This window comes from Streptomyces sp. NPDC007264, from assembly GCF_042869095.1.
GTDB lineage: Bacteria > Actinomycetota > Actinomycetes > Streptomycetales > Streptomycetaceae > Streptomyces.
Window position 1 is genome coordinate 344639 of sequence record NZ_JBIAFD010000006.1, and the last position, 15900, is coordinate 360538.

12 protein-coding genes are annotated in these 15900 nt (G+C 72.8%); 7 read left to right on the forward strand and 5 right to left on the reverse strand.

All coding sequences use genetic code 11. The features are described from left to right. Positions 1–773: 773 nt before the first annotated feature. The 4 genes from ACFYMU_RS13005 to ybaK all read left to right on the forward strand — a co-directional run bounded on the left by ACFYMU_RS13005 (position 774) and on the right by ybaK (position 4929). Positions 774–2354 carry an oxidoreductase gene (locus tag ACFYMU_RS13005; RefSeq protein ID WP_388372064.1) on the forward strand — a complete coding sequence of 527 codons (1581 nt, stop codon included), beginning with the start codon at positions 774–776 and terminating at the stop codon, positions 2352–2354. Between the two features lie 139 nt (positions 2355–2493). Beyond that, a complete protein-coding gene (locus tag ACFYMU_RS13010; RefSeq protein WP_388372066.1) occupies positions 2494–3651 on the forward strand; it encodes a hypothetical protein in 1158 nt (385 codons plus the stop codon). 11 nt (positions 3652–3662) lie between these two features. After that, positions 3663–4403 (forward strand): LON peptidase substrate-binding domain-containing protein, encoded by a 741-nt coding sequence (locus ACFYMU_RS13015; RefSeq protein WP_388372068.1) that lies wholly within the window; start codon positions 3663–3665, stop codon positions 4401–4403. A 25-nt stretch (positions 4404–4428) separates the two neighbouring features. Further along, a complete protein-coding gene (gene ybaK, locus ACFYMU_RS13020) occupies positions 4429–4929 on the forward strand; it encodes a Cys-tRNA(Pro) deacylase (RefSeq protein WP_388372069.1) in 501 nt (166 codons plus the stop codon). Positions 4930–5300: 371 nt separating this feature from the next. Here the strand turns inward: ybaK and ACFYMU_RS13025 are convergent, their stop codons facing one another. The 4 genes from ACFYMU_RS13025 to ACFYMU_RS13040 form a co-directional block, all read right to left on the reverse strand. Beyond that, positions 5301–5990: an AAA family ATPase gene (locus ACFYMU_RS13025; protein WP_388372070.1), complete on the reverse strand. Its 690-nt coding sequence runs from the start codon at positions 5988–5990 to the stop codon at positions 5301–5303. A 34-nt stretch (positions 5991–6024) separates the two neighbouring features. Beyond that, complete coding sequence (locus ACFYMU_RS13030; RefSeq protein WP_388372071.1) at positions 6025–6843, reverse strand: ABC transporter permease; 819 nt, start codon at positions 6841–6843, stop codon at positions 6025–6027. A 91-nt stretch (positions 6844–6934) separates the two neighbouring features. After that, positions 6935–7954 (reverse strand): ABC transporter ATP-binding protein, encoded by a 1020-nt coding sequence (locus tag ACFYMU_RS13035; RefSeq protein WP_388372072.1) that lies wholly within the window; start codon positions 7952–7954, stop codon positions 6935–6937. A gap of 156 nt (positions 7955–8110) precedes the next feature. After that, positions 8111–9322, reverse strand: coding sequence for an NYN domain-containing protein (locus tag ACFYMU_RS13040; protein WP_388372074.1), 1212 nt, complete (start codon positions 9320–9322; stop codon positions 8111–8113). A gap of 224 nt (positions 9323–9546) precedes the next feature. Between ACFYMU_RS13040 and ACFYMU_RS13045 the strand changes: the two genes are divergently transcribed. Next, positions 9547–9744, forward strand: coding sequence for a hypothetical protein (locus ACFYMU_RS13045; protein WP_388372076.1), 198 nt, complete (start codon positions 9547–9549; stop codon positions 9742–9744). A gap of 70 nt (positions 9745–9814) precedes the next feature. Here ACFYMU_RS13045 and dnaE read toward each other — a convergent pair whose 3' ends face one another. After that, the gene (gene dnaE / locus ACFYMU_RS13050) at positions 9815–13351 is read right to left on the reverse strand and encodes a DNA polymerase III subunit alpha (RefSeq protein WP_388372078.1); all 3537 of its coding nucleotides are present in this window, start codon (positions 13349–13351) and stop codon (positions 9815–9817) included. 375 nt (positions 13352–13726) lie between these two features. On the opposite strand from dnaE, the gene ACFYMU_RS13055 reads away from it, so the two are divergent. Then, positions 13727–15052, forward strand: a complete 1326-nt coding sequence (locus tag ACFYMU_RS13055) for a DUF2252 domain-containing protein (protein WP_388372080.1) — start codon at positions 13727–13729, stop codon at positions 15050–15052. A gap of 91 nt (positions 15053–15143) precedes the next feature. Beyond that, positions 15144–15830 (forward strand): hypothetical protein, encoded by a 687-nt coding sequence (locus tag ACFYMU_RS13060; RefSeq protein WP_388372082.1) that lies wholly within the window; start codon positions 15144–15146, stop codon positions 15828–15830. The last annotated feature ends 70 nt before the right edge of the window (positions 15831–15900 follow it).

The window sequence follows — 15900 nt, forward strand, 5'->3', positions numbered from 1 at the left end:
TCAATGGCTGATACAGAGTGTGGGCGGACGGACGGTCCGCTTGGCGGGGTGCCCGATCCCGGCCCTCGCGGGCGCGGTCCGCGGCGCGGCAGGGCCACGGGCGGCGCGGGATCGCGGGGCCCGCGGGGCCCGCGGGGTGGGCACGGCGCGGCGGGCCGCGCGGGTCCGCGCAGCACGCCGGGGTCGACCCGGAGCCGGGTGGGCGGAGCCGGGGGGCGAGGCGCGGGGTGGGCGGAGCCGGGTGGGCGAGGCGCCGGGAGGGCGGAGCCGGGAGGGCGGAGCCGGGAGGGCGGAGCCGGGAGGACGGAGCCGGGAGGACGGGGCGCCGGCTGGCCGGAGCCGGGAGGGCGAGGCGCCAGGCAGGCGCGGCGCCGTGCCGGCGGCGCGTCGGCTGGGCGGTCCCGAACCGGCCGGGCGCGGCGCCGTCTCGGCCGGGCGCGGAGCGCCGCCGCCGTCGACAGATGGCGGCGGGTGTCGCCGCGCGGGGAACGGGCTCCGGTTCAGCGGGCGTGCGGTGGGACCCGGGCGTGTCCGGCCGGGCGTGTCGCGGGCGGGGTGCCCTGCCGGACACGCTTGGGCCGTGGGCCGTGCGCGGCGGGCGCCGGGCACCTCGGCGAGCCGCCGGGCGGGGCCCGGTCCGCACCGGCGCGGTGGCCGGATCCGGTGGCTGACACCGGACCCGGAAGATCACCTTCACCGGTAGCGTTCGGGCCGTCACTCAGCGGGCATCACGGTCGTACGAACCCGCGAGAGCCGGGGAGGAAGGAACAGCCGTGACCGAGGGTGCCGGCTTGCGCGCCGGAGACCTGCCGGAGGAACTGACCGCCACCGAGGCCGGGATGTGGCAGGCGTTCCGCAACGGCAGCCCGTACGACCTGCGGACCGGGGACACCGTCGTGGACGATCCGCACGGCGGCCATCCGTGGGGCCCCGAGCGCAGTGTGCGGGCGCGGGTCGTGGCGTGGCTGCTGCTGGACGGGCCGACCGCACTGGCCGGCCGGGTCTCGTCGCTGAAACTGAGCGGTGTGCAGATCACCGGCACCCTGGATCTGGCGGGCGGCACGATCGTGCCGTACGTGGAGCTGAAGGGCTGCCGGTTCGAGCAGGAGATCCTGCTGCCGGAGGCCCGCTGCACCACCCTGCGGCTGGTGGACTGCTCCGTGCCGCGGCTCGAGGCGGCACGCGTGCACACCGAGGGCGACCTGCATCTCCCGCGCTGCCGCTTCCACAACGGGGTACGGCTCACCGACGCCCACATCGGCACCGACCTGCTGCTCAACCAGGCCGTCGTCTACCGGGACCGGCGCGGCCGGTCGATCACCGCGGACGGGATGACGGTCGGCCAGGACCTCCAGGCCGAGATGCTGGAGTCGCACGGCGAGCTGAGCCTGCGCGGCGCCAAGGTCGGGGTGTCGCTGAGCCTGCGCGGCGCCCGGCTGAACAACCCCTACACGCCGCTGGCGCTCAACGCGCCCCAGCTGACGGTCGAACGGACGCTGTACCTGACCCCGGCGGGCCTCGGCAATCCGCTGCTGACCAGCGGGACCACGCCCGCGCGTGGTACACGGGTGCAGCGGTTCGAGTGCCGGGGCGGGATCCGGCTGGACGACGGGCGGTTCGGGGACGCGGTCGACCTGGAGCAGGCCCGGTTCGTGCTGGACGAGGACCACGAACTGTCCCTGCGCCGGGTGCAGACCCCCGAGCTGCGTTTCCTGGGCGAGCGCCCCGAGCGCGGCAAGGTGACCCTTTCGGGGGCGCGCGTGGTGAACCTGGTCGACCGGTGGGCGAGCTGGCCGGGTCTCGGCGATCTGCACATGGGCGGCTTCAGCTACGAGAACCTCGTCCCGCAGGACGCCTTCCCGCTCACCCGGCGCCTGGAGTGGGTCGCGGCGGCGACGGCGGAGTACAACCCGGAGCCGTACGAGCGTCTCGCGGCCGTGCTGCGGACCTCGGGGGAGGACGAGGACGCGCGCGAGGTGCTGCTCGCCAAGCATCGGCGGCGCCGGGAGACGCTGCCGCTCGCGGCGAAACTGTGGGGTTACGTGCAGGACTGGACCGTCGCCTACGGGTACCGGCCCGGCCGCGCGGCGGTGTGGATGGCGGTCCTCTGGGCCGCGGCGTCGCTCGCGTTCTCGCACGCGAGCCATCCTCCGGTCAGCAAGGACGCGCATCCGCCGTGGAACCCCTCGCTGCTCGCCCTGGACCTGCTGCTGCCGGTGATCGACCTCGGTCAGGCCGGCCAGTGGCAGCTGAGCGGGGGCTGGCAGTGGCTGTCGGCGGTGGTGATCCTGCTCGGGTGGATCCTGGCGACCACGATCGCGGCGGGAGCCACCAGACTGCTGCGGCGCGGCTGAGGTCACCGGCCCGGACCGGACGGCACGCGGCTCCCGGCGGCGGCGCGCGCATCGCTCTTTGCCTATTCTTGACCTTGGGGAGTACAACCAAAATCGGGTTGCCCCTGCGGCTGGCGCCGCCCCGACCTGCGCCTTTTCAATGGTCGACACCATGTCACTGCTGCGCGCGTTCCTCCGTTCGGCCTCGGGGTGCCTCCGGGGTTCCTCGGCGCTGGGGGAGGCAGGGGACTCCTCGCGGCCGGCCGTCGGGCTGCCCCCGGACGGCGAGGTTCTGCTCGACGCGCCCGACGAGCGGCTGGCGCCCGCCCTGGTCGCGGCGGCCCGCGGCGACCACGGCCCGGCGGCCGCGCTGCTCGCGACCACGCGGGAGGCCGCCGACTGGGAGGACCGCGACCGGTATGTGACGCGGCTCGCCGCCTTCGCGCGCTCGCGCGACGAGTGGCTCCTGGACTGGTGCGCCGCCGCTCCGCGGGATCCGGACGCCCTGCTGGTCGAGGCGGAACTGGCGGTCCGGCGCGGCTGGGAGTCGCCCGCCCGGGCCGAAGTCCTGCGCCGGGTCGCCCCGTTGGTCGCGGAGGCGGCCGAGTGCGCTGCGGGCGATCCGGTGCCGTGGCGGGTGGCGCTCGATCATGCGCGCGGCACCGCCGCGCGGCCCGCGGAGTTCGAGCGGCTGTGGGCCGAGGCCGTACGCCGCTGCCCGCACCACTACGGCTGTCATGTGGCGGCCCTGCGCTATCTGTCGGCCGCCTGCCGCGCCCGGACCGGGAGCAGCCCCCACGCCCTTCTCAGCCCCCGGGCCCCTCACGCCCCTCACGCCTCGCGCGGCTCACGCGGTTCGCGCCGCGAGTGCCTCGACTTCGCCGAGACCGCCGCGCAGGAGGCCCCGCCGGGCTCCCTGATGCAGGCGCTGCCGCTGCGCGCGGCCTTCGCCTGTCTGACGGCGGGCGACGGGGCCGCCGTGGCGGCCGGCCGGCTTCACGCGGCGGCGGACCGGGCGATCGCGCTGTCGTCCCGGCAGGCGGCCGCCGCGCCGGAGCCCGCGGAGGTCCGCAACCTCCTCACGTACGTCCTGGTCGAACTGGGGCGCTGGGAGGACGCGTTGACGCAACTTCGGATGACCGGCCCGTACGCCACGTCGTTCCCCTGGGACCGGATCTCGGACGATCCGCTCGGCGCGTTCCTCACCGTGCGGGACGGAGTCCGGCTGAATGCCGTGTCGCCGGGACCGCCGCCTTCCGTGCGGCTTCTCCTCGCCCACGGGGGTCACGCCGGACGCACGCGCTTCCGAGCCCATTAGGCTGTCCCGTCGTGACCACCGTCCGGCTCCCGCTCTTCCCGCTGAACTCGGTACTGTTCCCGGGGCTCGTGCTCCCGCTGAACGTCTTCGAGGAGCGCTACCGCGCCCTGATGCGCGACCTGCTGAAGATCCCCGAGGACGAACCGCGCCGCTTCGCCGTCCTGGCCATCCGCGACGGCCACGAGGTGGCGCCGAGCGCGCCCGGGATGCCGGACCCGACGGCCCTGCCGGCGCGCGGTCCCGCGGCGGGCTTCGGGCCCGATCCGGCCAAGGCGTTCCACGCGGTGGGGTGCATCGCGGACGCGGCGACGATCCGGGAGCGGGCCGACGGCTCGTTCGAGGTGCTGGCCACGGGCACGACACGCGTCCGGATGCTGTCCGTCGACGCGTCGGGCGCGTATCTGACCGCCGAGCTGGAGGAACTGCCGGAGCAGCAGGGCGACGAGGCCGGCGCGCTCGCCGAGGGGGTGCTGCGGGCGTTCCGCCAGTACCAGAAGCGGCTGGCGGGCGCGCGGGAGAGGTCCCTGTCGACGGGTGCGGAGCTGCCGGACGAACCGGCCGTGGTGTCGTACCTGGTCGCGGCCGCGGTCATGCTGGACACGCCGACCAAGCAGCGGCTGCTGCAGGCCCCGGACACCGCGTCCCGCCTGCGTGACGAGCTGAAACTGCTTCGCTCGGAGACGGCGATCATCCGTAGTCTGCCGTCGTTGCCCGCGTCGGAGCTGACGCGGGGTCCGACGAGCCTGAACTGAAGCGCGACCTGTGGGGAACGGCCGGATGGCGAAGAAATCGAAGAAGCAGCAGCCGGGGGGCACCCCGGCGACGGTGGCGCTGACGGCGGCCGGGGTGGACTTCACGGTCCACTCCTACGACCACGATCCGTCGCACCCCTCCTACGGCGAGGAGGCGGCGGAGGCGATGGGGGTGTCCGCGGAGCGGGTCTTCAAGACCCTGGTGGCGGACGTGGACGGCGCGCTGGTGGTCGGGGTGGTCCCGGTGGCGGGCTCGCTGGACCTGAAGGCGCTGGCGACGGCGGTGGGCGGCAAGCGGGCGGCGATGGCGGACCCGACGCTCGCCGAGCGCACGACGGGCTACGTGCGCGGCGGCATCTCCCCGCTCGGCCAGCGCAGAAGGCTGCGGACGGTGCTGGACGCGTCGGCGTCGTCGCACGGCACGATCTGCGTCTCGGCGGGCCGCCGGGGCCTGGAGGTGGAGCTGGCCCCCGAGGACCTGGCGAAGCTGACGGACGCGACGCTCGCCCCGATCGCCCGCGCCTGACCACCTCCCCGCGCCTGACCACCTCGGCGAACCGCAGCCCGAGCACACCCGGCGAACCGCAGCCCGAGCACACCCGGTGAACGGCCGCCGCCGAGCACGCCCGGTGAACGGCCGCCGCCGAGCACCCGGCGAGCGGCGGCGTCCCAGCACTCGACGAACGGCCCGTCCTCGGCTAATACGGAAATATGTCGAAGAGGACACGCAAGCGCAAATGGCGCATGAAGAAGGGCCATGCGAACCACGGCCACCGTCCGGCGTGACCACGCCCCTCACCGCGGCGCCGGGCAGCCTCGCATCGGCTGTCCCGGCGCTCAGGAGGTCTCCGGGGCACGCGCGGGCACAACCCCACGCGGGTGTCCACGCGGCCGGTCCTACGCCGGCGGCGCGGCGGGCCCCCCGTAGGGCGTCGCGTAGGGGTCCGGATCCCTGGGCCCGAACAACGCCGTCAGCCCGAGGTGCACCACCAGCGCGCCCACCGACCACGCGAGCAACGCCCCCTTCGCGCCGAGCTTCAGCGGCGCGGGGAACGTCACCCCCTTGCCCACGGCCTGAGCGTGCGCGATCACGTCCTGGGCGGGGCCCAGCCAGACACCCACACGCCACGCGATCAGGGACCCGAGCACCCCGCCCACGGCGAGCGCCACCACCAGCGGCACCCCGCCCCGCTTGCGCGCCAGGAAGACGACCAGCGCGCTGAGCACCCCGAACCCGAGCGCGAGCAGGGTGAACGTTCCGTCCACCCCGATGGCCTGCTCCCCCTCGGTGTCCTTCAGGTACACGACCCAGTTCTTGTCGACCAGGTCGCCCACCAGCGGCACATGGGGGGCCAGCCGCGACCACAGCACGCCGAGCAGCACACCGGCGAGCGCCACGCCCACCGTGACCACGGCCGCCTCGCGCAGCTCGGTCTTCATGCCGGGCCCGTCCTCCCCGTACACGGCGGTGGCGCCGTGCGGGGCGGGCCCCATCGACGGAGGGGCGGGCGCGGTCTCCCACGCGGGGTGCGGAGAGCGCGGGGAGGGTTCGTGCGGCGGCGGAGGCGGAGTCAACGGAGCGGTCACCTTCACATCCTGCCAGGCGTGTCCATCGGCCGCGTCATCGCTGGGCGGCCCGGCGGTAGGCCCAGGTCGCCAGGGTCAGCGAGGCCACCCCGACGACGGCGCAGACGGCCAGGTCACCCAGGACCAGCGCCCAGTCCGGATGCCCACCGAAGGTCCGCGCAAACGCCTCGACGCCGTACGTCGACGGCAGCAGGTCCCGTACGACCTGTACGGCCTCCGGCATCCGATGGGCCGGCAGCACCCCCAGCAGCAGTGCGGCCGACATGCCCAACTGCCCAAGCAGCGTCGCCAGTTCGGGTCGCGGTGCGAGCAGCCCGAGCGCGGCGCCGAGCCCGGACAGCGCGGCCCCGGAGAGCGGGATCACCGCGATCAGCACCCAGAGGTGGGCGAGGGGCAGCCCGAAGAGCACACACCCGAAGACGGCGGTCACCACCGTCCCGGGCACGGTGAAGGACGCGTAGGCCCCCGCCGCCCCCAGCACCACCGCGGCCGCCGGCACCGGGAGGGTGGCGTAGTGGTCGAGCCCGCCGCTGCCCCGCAGCTGGCCGAAGTACTGGGCCAGCAGGTTCAGGCCGACGTAGGCGACCACCAGCACGGAGGACCCGGAGACCACGGACCACGCGTCGCGGCCGCCGTCCACCACGCCGCGCATCATGATCATGATCCCGATCGACTGGAACGTCGCCACGAACAGCAGCGGGATCCGTGCGACCCGCGCGCGGGACAGCTGCGCCCGGTACACCGCGGCGAGCGACGGCCACAGCCGCGCCCGGGGCCCCAGCGCGGCGACGCTCCCGGCGCCGCCCTCCGCCGCCCCGGCACCGCGCAGAACCTCGGCGGGTACGACACTCACGTCGCGCTGCTCCTCTTCGCTCCTGCGGCCGCCGCGTCCCCCACGGACGCGGCGCCCCCTGCGCACCTTACGGACACGGTGGCCCGCGCGCTCATGCCTTCACCAGCCCCTGCTGGGTACTGCCGCCGAGCGCCAGATAGACGTCCTCCAGGCTCGGCGTGGCCAGTGTGAAGTCGTCGAGGGCGGCGAAGGCGGCGCCCCCGGTCACGGTGGCGACGGCCGCGCGCGCCTCCTCGGGCGCCATCCGCAGCGACCAGCGGCGCCCGGACTCGGCGGCGCGGGCACGCAGGGCCGCCACCTCGGGCACGTCCAGCGGCGCCCGCTCGCGCCACACGAGCTCGACGCGCACCTCGCCCGCGACCCGCTCCTTGAGCCCGGCCGGGGTGTCACAGGCGATGACGCGGCCCCGGTCGAGGACCGCGACCCGGTCCAGGACGGTCTCCGCCTCGATGACGTTGTGGGTGACCAGCAGGACGGTCGTCCCGCGCTCGGCCCGCCGCCGGTCGACGGCGGCCCACACGGCACGCCGGGCCACCGGGTCCATGCCGGTGGTCGGCTCGTCGAGCACGAGCAGCGGCCGCTCCCCGACCAGGGTTGCGGCCAGGCAGGCGAGCCGGCGCTGACCGCCGGACAGCTTCTTCAGCGGCCGCGAGGCGATCGGTGCGAGCCCGAGTTCGTCGAGGACGGCGTCCCGCTCCTGGCGCGCCTGCCGCAGGCCGAGCCCGCGCAGCCGCCCGGTCGTCTCGGCGGCGAGCGAGACGGTCAGTTCGTCGAGCGCGCTGGACTCCTGGCCGAGGTAGGCGAGGAGGCGGGCGGCCCGCTCGGGACGGCGCACGATGTCGTGGCCGAGGACCGTGACGCTGCCGCGGTCGGGCCGCATCAGCCCCGTCAGCTGCCGGACGAAGGTGGACTTCCCGGCGCCGTTGGGCCCGAGCAGCCCGAAGATCTCCCCGCGCCGGATGTCCAGCCGTACGTCGTCGGTGGCCCGCACCTCGGGGGTCGGCGGCGTGCCGCGCCGGCCCCGCAGCGCCGGATAGGTCTTGGTCAGCCCGCGCACGGCGCATACGACATCGCTGCCCTGCGGATGTGCCGATGCGGTGCGCGTGTTCACAAAGGACGAGGGTACGTGGTGCCACGCCGAAAGCCACGCTCGGGTCGGCCCGTGCGGGCGAGTCCGCCGGGTGCCACCGCCGCCCACCGCGGCACGCTGCCACGGCGGCATCACCCGGCCTCCGGCCGTCCCCCGGCCTGCCCGGGCGCTCCCGGACTACTCCGCGGCGGGGGCGCGCTCCGTGCCCGTCCGCTGGTCGATCTCGCGCCAGAATCCCGCCCGGATCGCGTACCGGTCGTGCTCGTCGATCTGGTCGTCCTTGTGCGCGAGCAGCCCGAAGCGTGCCGCGTACCGCAACAGCTCCCCGTCGATGCGGTGCGGCACCCGCGGATACATGCCCGCCAGCTTCTGCAGAGGCGACTGGTCGGCGAGCCGCCCGATCCAGCGCCGCGCGAACACCTGCCCCACCTCGTACGGATCGCCGCCGACCGTGGTGATGTCCTCCTCGCGGTCGGCCCAGCGCTGCTCGGCGGTGGTCAGCTGCGCCAGCGTCGGCAGCAGGGCGGCGTCCGGCGACTCGCCGGCGACCGGCCGGTCCACCCAGCCCTTGTCGGACGACCACCTCAGCGTCGCCCCGGCGGGCTGCTGCACGGGCTGGGTGCCGGGCGCCCGCAGTGCCGCCAGGTCCTTCGGCGTCGGTACGCCCTTGGCCGTCGGCAGCCGCTCCTGGCCGCCGTTCTGCGCGGTGGCCGCCGCGACGTGCTCCGGCCGGGCGGCGGCCCGGTCCGCCGCCGCGAGCGCGGACTCGGGCAGCGGCGCCGACAGGATCGCGGCGATCTCCGGCCGAGGGACCGGTGGGGGCGCGCAGAGCCCGCCCAGGTCCTTGGCCCGTACGGCCCGGGTGATCCATGCCCGGTCCAGCACCCGCCGCTCGTCGGCCTCGGCGACGAGGTCCTCGGACTGGTTGTAGTCGCCGTCCGCGGCCTGCACGGCCCACAGGTGCACGGCGACCCCGTGCTCCTTGGCGGCCATCATGCCCGGCAGCAGATCCCCGTCCCCGGTGACGAGCACGACGTCCGAGCAGGCGCCGTTGCGGGCCAGCTCCGTCAACTCGGCGTGCATCGCGGCGTCCACGCCCTTCTGCGCCCACCGTCCGTCGCTGCGGGTCAGGGCGCCCAGGCGCACGGTCACCCGCGGCATCACGCGCAGCCTGCGGTGTTCCGGCTGCGGTACGCGGTCGGGGGCGCCGTCGAACCAGTAGATGCGCAGCAGCGGCCGTTCCGTGTCGGACTCGGCGCGCTCCCGCAGCCCCTGGATGAGGGCGGCGTGATCGACGGTGATCCGGGACCTGGAAGGCTCCCCTGCGAGCAGGCTGGCGGCAGCCCCGAGCAGGTACCCGGCGTCCACCAGGACGATGCAGCGGTCCACGCGATCCACCCTCTTTCCGGGAGGTTTGCTTCGGGCTTCCTTCGAGTCTGCCCGACCACGGGGAGGTTAACGGCCCGAACTCGATCTTCGGCGTGGCGTATCGGGGTACGGACCGCCGTCGAGCCTTGTCACGCACGGTAATTGTTCGACATGCAGCTGTGGTCGGCCTGTGTGAATCTGGATCCGGCCCTGGCCCCTAGATCCCCCACAGGAGGCAGATCACCATGGCCAAGAACAAGAACCGCAAGCAGGCCGGCCCGCAGAACCGCTCCTCGCAGGCCACGCAGGCCCCCCACGCCGCGCACGCCCAGGAGCAGGCTCAGGTGTCCGTGGCGGAGGCGCAGCCGTCTCCCGCCGCGCACGCCCAGGGCAGCCCCGCGGCTGCTGCCCGTAAGCAGCAGAAGCGCTTCGGCCACAACTGAGGGCCCGGGCGGACATCGAGGGGCGCACCCGTGACCGGGTGCGCCCCTCGCAGGTGTGGCCCGCCGGTGGTCAGCCGGCCAGACAGGACGGGCCGAGCAGCACCTTCAAGTCGCCGTAGAGCGCCGGGTCCGGCTTCACCCGGTGCCGGTCCAGCCGCAGCACGGTCGTCTTGCGCGGGCCCTGGAGCTTGATGCGCACCTCGCTGTCGCCCTTGTGCTGGCTGAGGATCTCACCGAGCCGGCTCACCATCGGCGGGGTCACCTTCACCGCCGGGATGGTGAGCACCACGGGCGCGTTGGCGCCGGCGGCCGACAGGTCGGGGACCATCAGCTCCATCGCGACCAGCCGCGGCACGTCCTCACGCTTGTCGAGGCGGCCCTTGACGAACACCACGGCGTCCTCGACGAGTTGGGTGGACACCAGCTGGTAGGTCGCCGGGAAGAACATGCACTCGATCGAGCCGGCGAGGTCCTCGACCGTGGCGATGGCCCAGGCGTTGCCCTGCTTGGTCATCTTGCGTTGCAGGCCCGAGATGATGCCGCCGATGGTGACGACCGCGCCGTCCGCGTGCTCGCCTCCGGTGAGCTGGGCGATGCCCGCGTCGGCCTTGTCGGACAGCACGTGCTCCAGGCCGAAGAGCGGGTGGTCCGAGACGTACAGACCGAGCATCTCCCGCTCCTGGGCGAGCAGGTACGTCTTGTCCCACTCCTCGTCGGTGAAGATCACGTCGAGGCCGAAGCCGGGCTCGCCGCTGTCCTCCTCCGCGCCGCCGAAGAGGTCGAACTGTCCCTCGGCCTCCTTGCGCTTGACCGCGACCACGTTGTCGATCATCGGCTCGTACTGCGCGGTGAGGCCCTTGCGGGTGTGTCCCATCGAGTCGAAGGCGCCCGCCTTGATCAGCGATTCGGTGGTGCGCTTGTTGCAGACCACCGCCTCGACCTTGTCGAGGTAGTCCGGGAAGGACGCGTACTTCCCCTTGGCCTTGCGGGTCTTGATGATCGACTCGACGACGTTGGTGCCCACGTTGCGGACGGCGGAGAGGCCGAAGAGGATCACGTCGTCGCCCTGCGCGGCGAAGTTCGACTCCGACTCGTTGACGTTGGGCGGGAGCACCCTGATGCCCATGCGGCGGCACTCGTTGAGGTAGACGGCCGACTTGTCCTTGTCGTCCTTCACGGAGGTCAGCAGCCCGGCCATGTACTCGGCGGGGTGGTTCGCCTTCAGGTAGGCGGTCCAGTACGAGACCAGGCCGTACGCGGCGGAGTGTGCCTTGTTGAAGGCGTAGCCGGCGAACGGGACCAGCACGTCCCACAGGGCCTGGACGGCCTCGTCGCTGTAGCCGTTCCTGCGGGCGCCCTCCTGGAAGATGGTGAAGTTCTTCGCCAGTTCCTCGGGCTTCTTCTTGCCCATCACGCGGCGGAGGATGTCCGCCTCGCCGAGCGAGTAGCCCGCGATGATCTGGGCGGCCTTCTGCACCTGCTCCTGGTAGACGATCAGGCCGTAGGTGACGTCAAGGACCTCCTTGAGCGGCTCCTCCAGCTCCGGGTGGATGGGCGTGATCTCCTGCTGCCCGTTCTTGCGCAGCGCGTAGTTGGTGTGAGAGTTCATGCCCATCGGGCCCGGCCGGTACAGGGCCGACACGGCGGAGATGTCTTCGAAGTTGTCCGGCTTCATCAGCCGCAGCAGCGAGCGCATGGGGCCGCCGTCGAACTGGAAGACGCCGAGGGTGTCGCCGCGCTGGAGCAGGTCGAAGGTCGTGGGGTCGTCCAGCGGGAGACTCAGCAGGTCGATGTCGACGCCCTTGTTGGACTTCACCATCTTGACGGCGTCGTCCATGATCGTCAGGTTGCGCAGGCCGAGGAAGTCCATCTTCAGCAGGCCGAGCGACTCACAGCTCGGGTAGTCCCACTGGGTGATGGTCACGCCGTCGGTGTGGCGGACCCAGACGGGCACGTGCTCGGTGATGGTCTCGCTGGACATGATCACGCCGGCGGCGTGCACGCCCATCTGCCGGACCAGGCCCTCCACACCGCGCGCGGTGTCGATGACCTTCTTCACGTCCGGCTCGTTCTCGTACATCCCGCGGACCTCGCCCGCCTCCGAGTAGCGGGGGTGGTTCGGGTCGGTGATGCCGGACAGCGGGATGCCCTTGCCGAGGACGTCGGCGGGCATGGCCTTGGTGATGCGGTCGCCCATCGCGTACGGGTAGCCCAGCACGCGCGCGGAGTCCTTGATCGCGTTCTTGGCCTTGATGGTGCCGTAGGTGCCGATCATGGCGACCTTGTCGGCGCCGTACTTCTCGGTCACGTACCTGATCACCTCGACGCGCCTGCGCTCGTCGAAGTCGATGTCGACGTCGGGCATCGAGATGCGCTCGGGGTTGAGGAACCGCTCGAAGATCAGGCCGTGCGGGATCGGGTCGAGGTCGGTGATGCCGAGGGCGTAGGCGACGATCGAGCCGGCGGCGGAACCCCGTCCGGGGCCGACGGCGATGCCCTGGTTCTTGGCCCACATGATGAAGTCGGCGACCACGAGGAAGTAGCCCGGGAACCCCATCTGGATGATGACGTCCATCTCGTACTCGGCCTGCTTCTGGCGGTCCTCGGGGATGCCGCCCGGGTAGCGGCGCTCCATGCCGCGGCGGACCTCCTCCTGGAACCAGGTGACCTCGGTGTAGCCCTCGGGGATGTCGAACTTGGGCATGAGGTCGCGCTTCTCGAACATGCCCGTGGTGTCGATCTGCTCCGCCACCAGGAGGGTGTTGCGGCAGCCCTCCTGCCAGGCGTCCGAGGAGTCGATGGCGTACATCTCCTCCGTGGACTTCAGGTAGTAGCCGGTGCCGTCGAACTTGAAGCGGTCCGGGTCGGAGAGGTTCTTGCCGGTCTGGATGCACAGCAGGGCGTCGTGGGCGCCCGCCTCGTGCGCGTACGTGTAGTGCGAGTCGTTCGTGACCAGCGGGGGGATGCCGAGCTTCCTGCCGATCTCCAGCAGGCCGTCGCGGACCCGGTGCTCGATGTCGATGCCGTGGTCCATCAGCTCCAGGAAGTAGCGGTCCTTGCCGAAGATGTCCTGGTAGTCGGCTGCCGCCTTCAGCGCCTCGTCGAACTGGCCGAGCCGCAGCCGGGTCTGCAGCTCGCCGGAGGGGCAGCCGGTGGAGGCGATCAGCCCGTCGGCCCACTGGGCGATGGTCTCCTTGTCCATGCGCGGCCACTTCTGCAGCCAGCCCTCGGCGTACGCGTCCGAGGAGAGCCGGAAGAGGTTGTGCAGGCCCGTCCTGTTCGCCGCCCAGATCGTCTTGTGGGTGTAGCCGCCGGAGCCGGAGACGTCGTCCCGCTTCTGGTGCGGCTGACCCCACGTGATCTTGCGCTTGTTGCGCCGCGACTCCGGGGCGACGTACGCCTCGATACCGATGATCGGAGTGATCCCGGCCTTCTTCGCCGAGTGGAAGAAGTCGTACGCCCCGTGGAGGTTGCCGTGGTCGGACATGGCGATGTGCGTCATGCCCATCTCGTTGCACGCGTTGAACATGTCCTTCAGCCGCGCGGCACCGTCCAGCAGCGAGTACTGGGTGTGGACGTGCAGGTGCGTGAACGGCGGCTTCGACACGGTTTCGGCCTCCAGGTGAGCGGGCGGGTGGCGCACGGGCGGACGGACGTCGACGGGAGTCCGACAGGCTGCGGGCAGTCCGGGGGACAGCGTCGAAGTCTATGCCCCCGGCACCGACACCGGAGGCGGATACTGTGGCGCGCAGCCCCCGACGGGGGGGGTGGCTGTCGGGTGACGGACGGGCGGCTTCCACGCCTGCCTTCATCCGGAGGCCACGGGACGCTCGCCCGTGTCCTCGCGCGACGGACACGGGACCCTGCATCCGTGTCCGCGAGCGGGGAGCGAGGGCACTCCCGCGTACCGTCGTCCGTTGGAAGGGAACGGGCGATCCGTCCCCACACACCATGCATCACCTGCACCTGGAGGCACCCAGCGATGTCGGTTCCGCAGCTCAGCGCCGAGCAACGCGGCGAGGAGATCCTCGCCGTCTTCGACACCGCCTTCGGCGAGCTGCTCGCCGCCGACCCGGCCGCGTTCCGCGTGAAGTTCCGCAAGATGGCGGCCTCCGCCTTCGCGTTCTACCGGGGCACGGCGTGCCTCTTCTACCACGACCTCGACACCGAGAAGCGGGGCGGTCCGTACCTGGACGACCGCACCTCGCGCGTGTGGATCCACGGCGACCTGCACGCCGAGAACTTCGGCACGTACATGGACTCCACGGGCCGCCTGATCTTCAACGTGAACGACTTCGACGAGGCGTACGTCGGCCCCTTCACCTGGGACCTGAAGCGCTTCGCCGCCTCCGTGGCGCTGATCGGGTACGCGAAGGCGCTGAGCGACGGGCAGATCACCGAGCTGGTCCGGGTCTACGCGGCCGCCTACCGGGAGCGCGTGCACGCCCTGGCGACCGGCGCCAAGAGCGACGAGGTGCCGCCCTTCACCCTGGACACCGCCCAGGGCCCGCTCCTGGACGCGCTGCGCGACGCCCGCTCGCTGACCCGCTTCGGGCTGCTGGACTCGATGACGGAGATCCGCGACTTCGAGCGCCGCTTCGCACCGGGCGGCGGCGCCATCGAGCTGGACGCGGCCACCCGGTACAAGGTCCTCGCCGCCTTCGACGGCTACCTGGAGACGCTGCCCGAGTCCTCCCTGGCCCGCCCGGACTCCTACCGGGTCAAGGACGTGGTCGGCCGCCGCGGCATCGGCATCGGCTCGGCGGGCCTGCCGTCGTACAACATCCTCCTCGAGGGCCACAGCGACGCCCTGGAGAACGATGTGGTCATCTACGTCAAGCAGGCCCAGACCCCGGCCGTCTCCCGGCACATCACGGACCCGGCGATCCGCGAGTACTTCCAGCACGAGGGCCATCGCACGGTGATCTCCCAGCGTGCCCTGCAGGCGCACGCCGACCCGTGGCTGGGCTGGACGGAGCTGGACGGCGCGGGCCAGCTGGTGGCCGAGGTGTCGCCGTACGCGGTGGACCTGGACTGGCGCGACATCGACGACCTGGAGGAGATCGCGGCGGTCGTCGCCGACCTGGGCCGCGCCACGGCCACGATGCACGGGGCGGCGGACGACCAGTCCGGCGAGTCCCTGGTGCCCTTCTCCACGGAGCGGGCCATCGACGCGGCGATCGCGGCCGACGAGGCCGGCTTCGCGGACCTGCTGGTGGACTTCGCCCACGAGTACGGGGCGCGCGCACGCGGCGACCACCAGATCTTCGTGGACCTGTTCCGCAACGGGCGGATCCCCGGTCTGTGAGCCGCCCCGACCGCTCCCGCACAACGCTCCCGTAACGCGTGGCCCCCTTTAGGGGGCCCTTACGGGAGCGCGTGGGACACTCTCCCCTGCTATGGACATATCCGGGACCCAGCTCAGAGCCGTGCGCGCGGCGCTGTTCACGGCGATGGTCGTGACGCTCAGCACCGCCTCGCACGTGCTGCTGTCCGAGGTCCCGCTCCCGATGGGCACGGTGGCGGCGATCGCCGCCACCGTCTTCGCCGTCGCCTACGCGCTGGCGGGCCGCGAGCGTGGTTTCGGGAAGATCGCCGCCCTGCTGGTTCCGCTCGAGCTGACCGCGGACACCGTGTTCACCACGGGCCAGCACGCCTGCTACGGGAAGGCGGGCGGCCCGGTCACCGGTCCCCTGCGTTCGGTCGGCCTGGACGTCCTGTGCAGCGGCGGCAGCGTGGGCACCCCGCTCAGCCGGGTCACCGGCACCGGCACCGACCGGGTCGCGGCGCTCCTCGCGCACGCCGACCCGGCGAGCGCCTGGCTGCTGCTCGCCGCCCACGTGGGCGTGGGCCTCCTCGCGGCGGCCTGGCTGCGCCGGGGCGAGCGGGCGCTGGGCCAACTGCTGGGCGCGGTGGTCGCGACCACGTTCCGGCCCCTGCTGATCGCGGTCGCGGCGGTGACGGGGCGGCTCGCCCCGGTCCGCCGGGCGCCGCGTCCGGTACGGCACGTCACCACGACCCGTACCCGTCTGTTCGTGCACTCCCTGGGGCGGCGGGGTCCGCCGCGCTCGGCCGCCTTCGTCTGAAGCGCCCGAGCACCAAGAGCCCCCACGTACATCCCGCGTACCGTGCGTACGCGTGTCCCCATGGAGATCA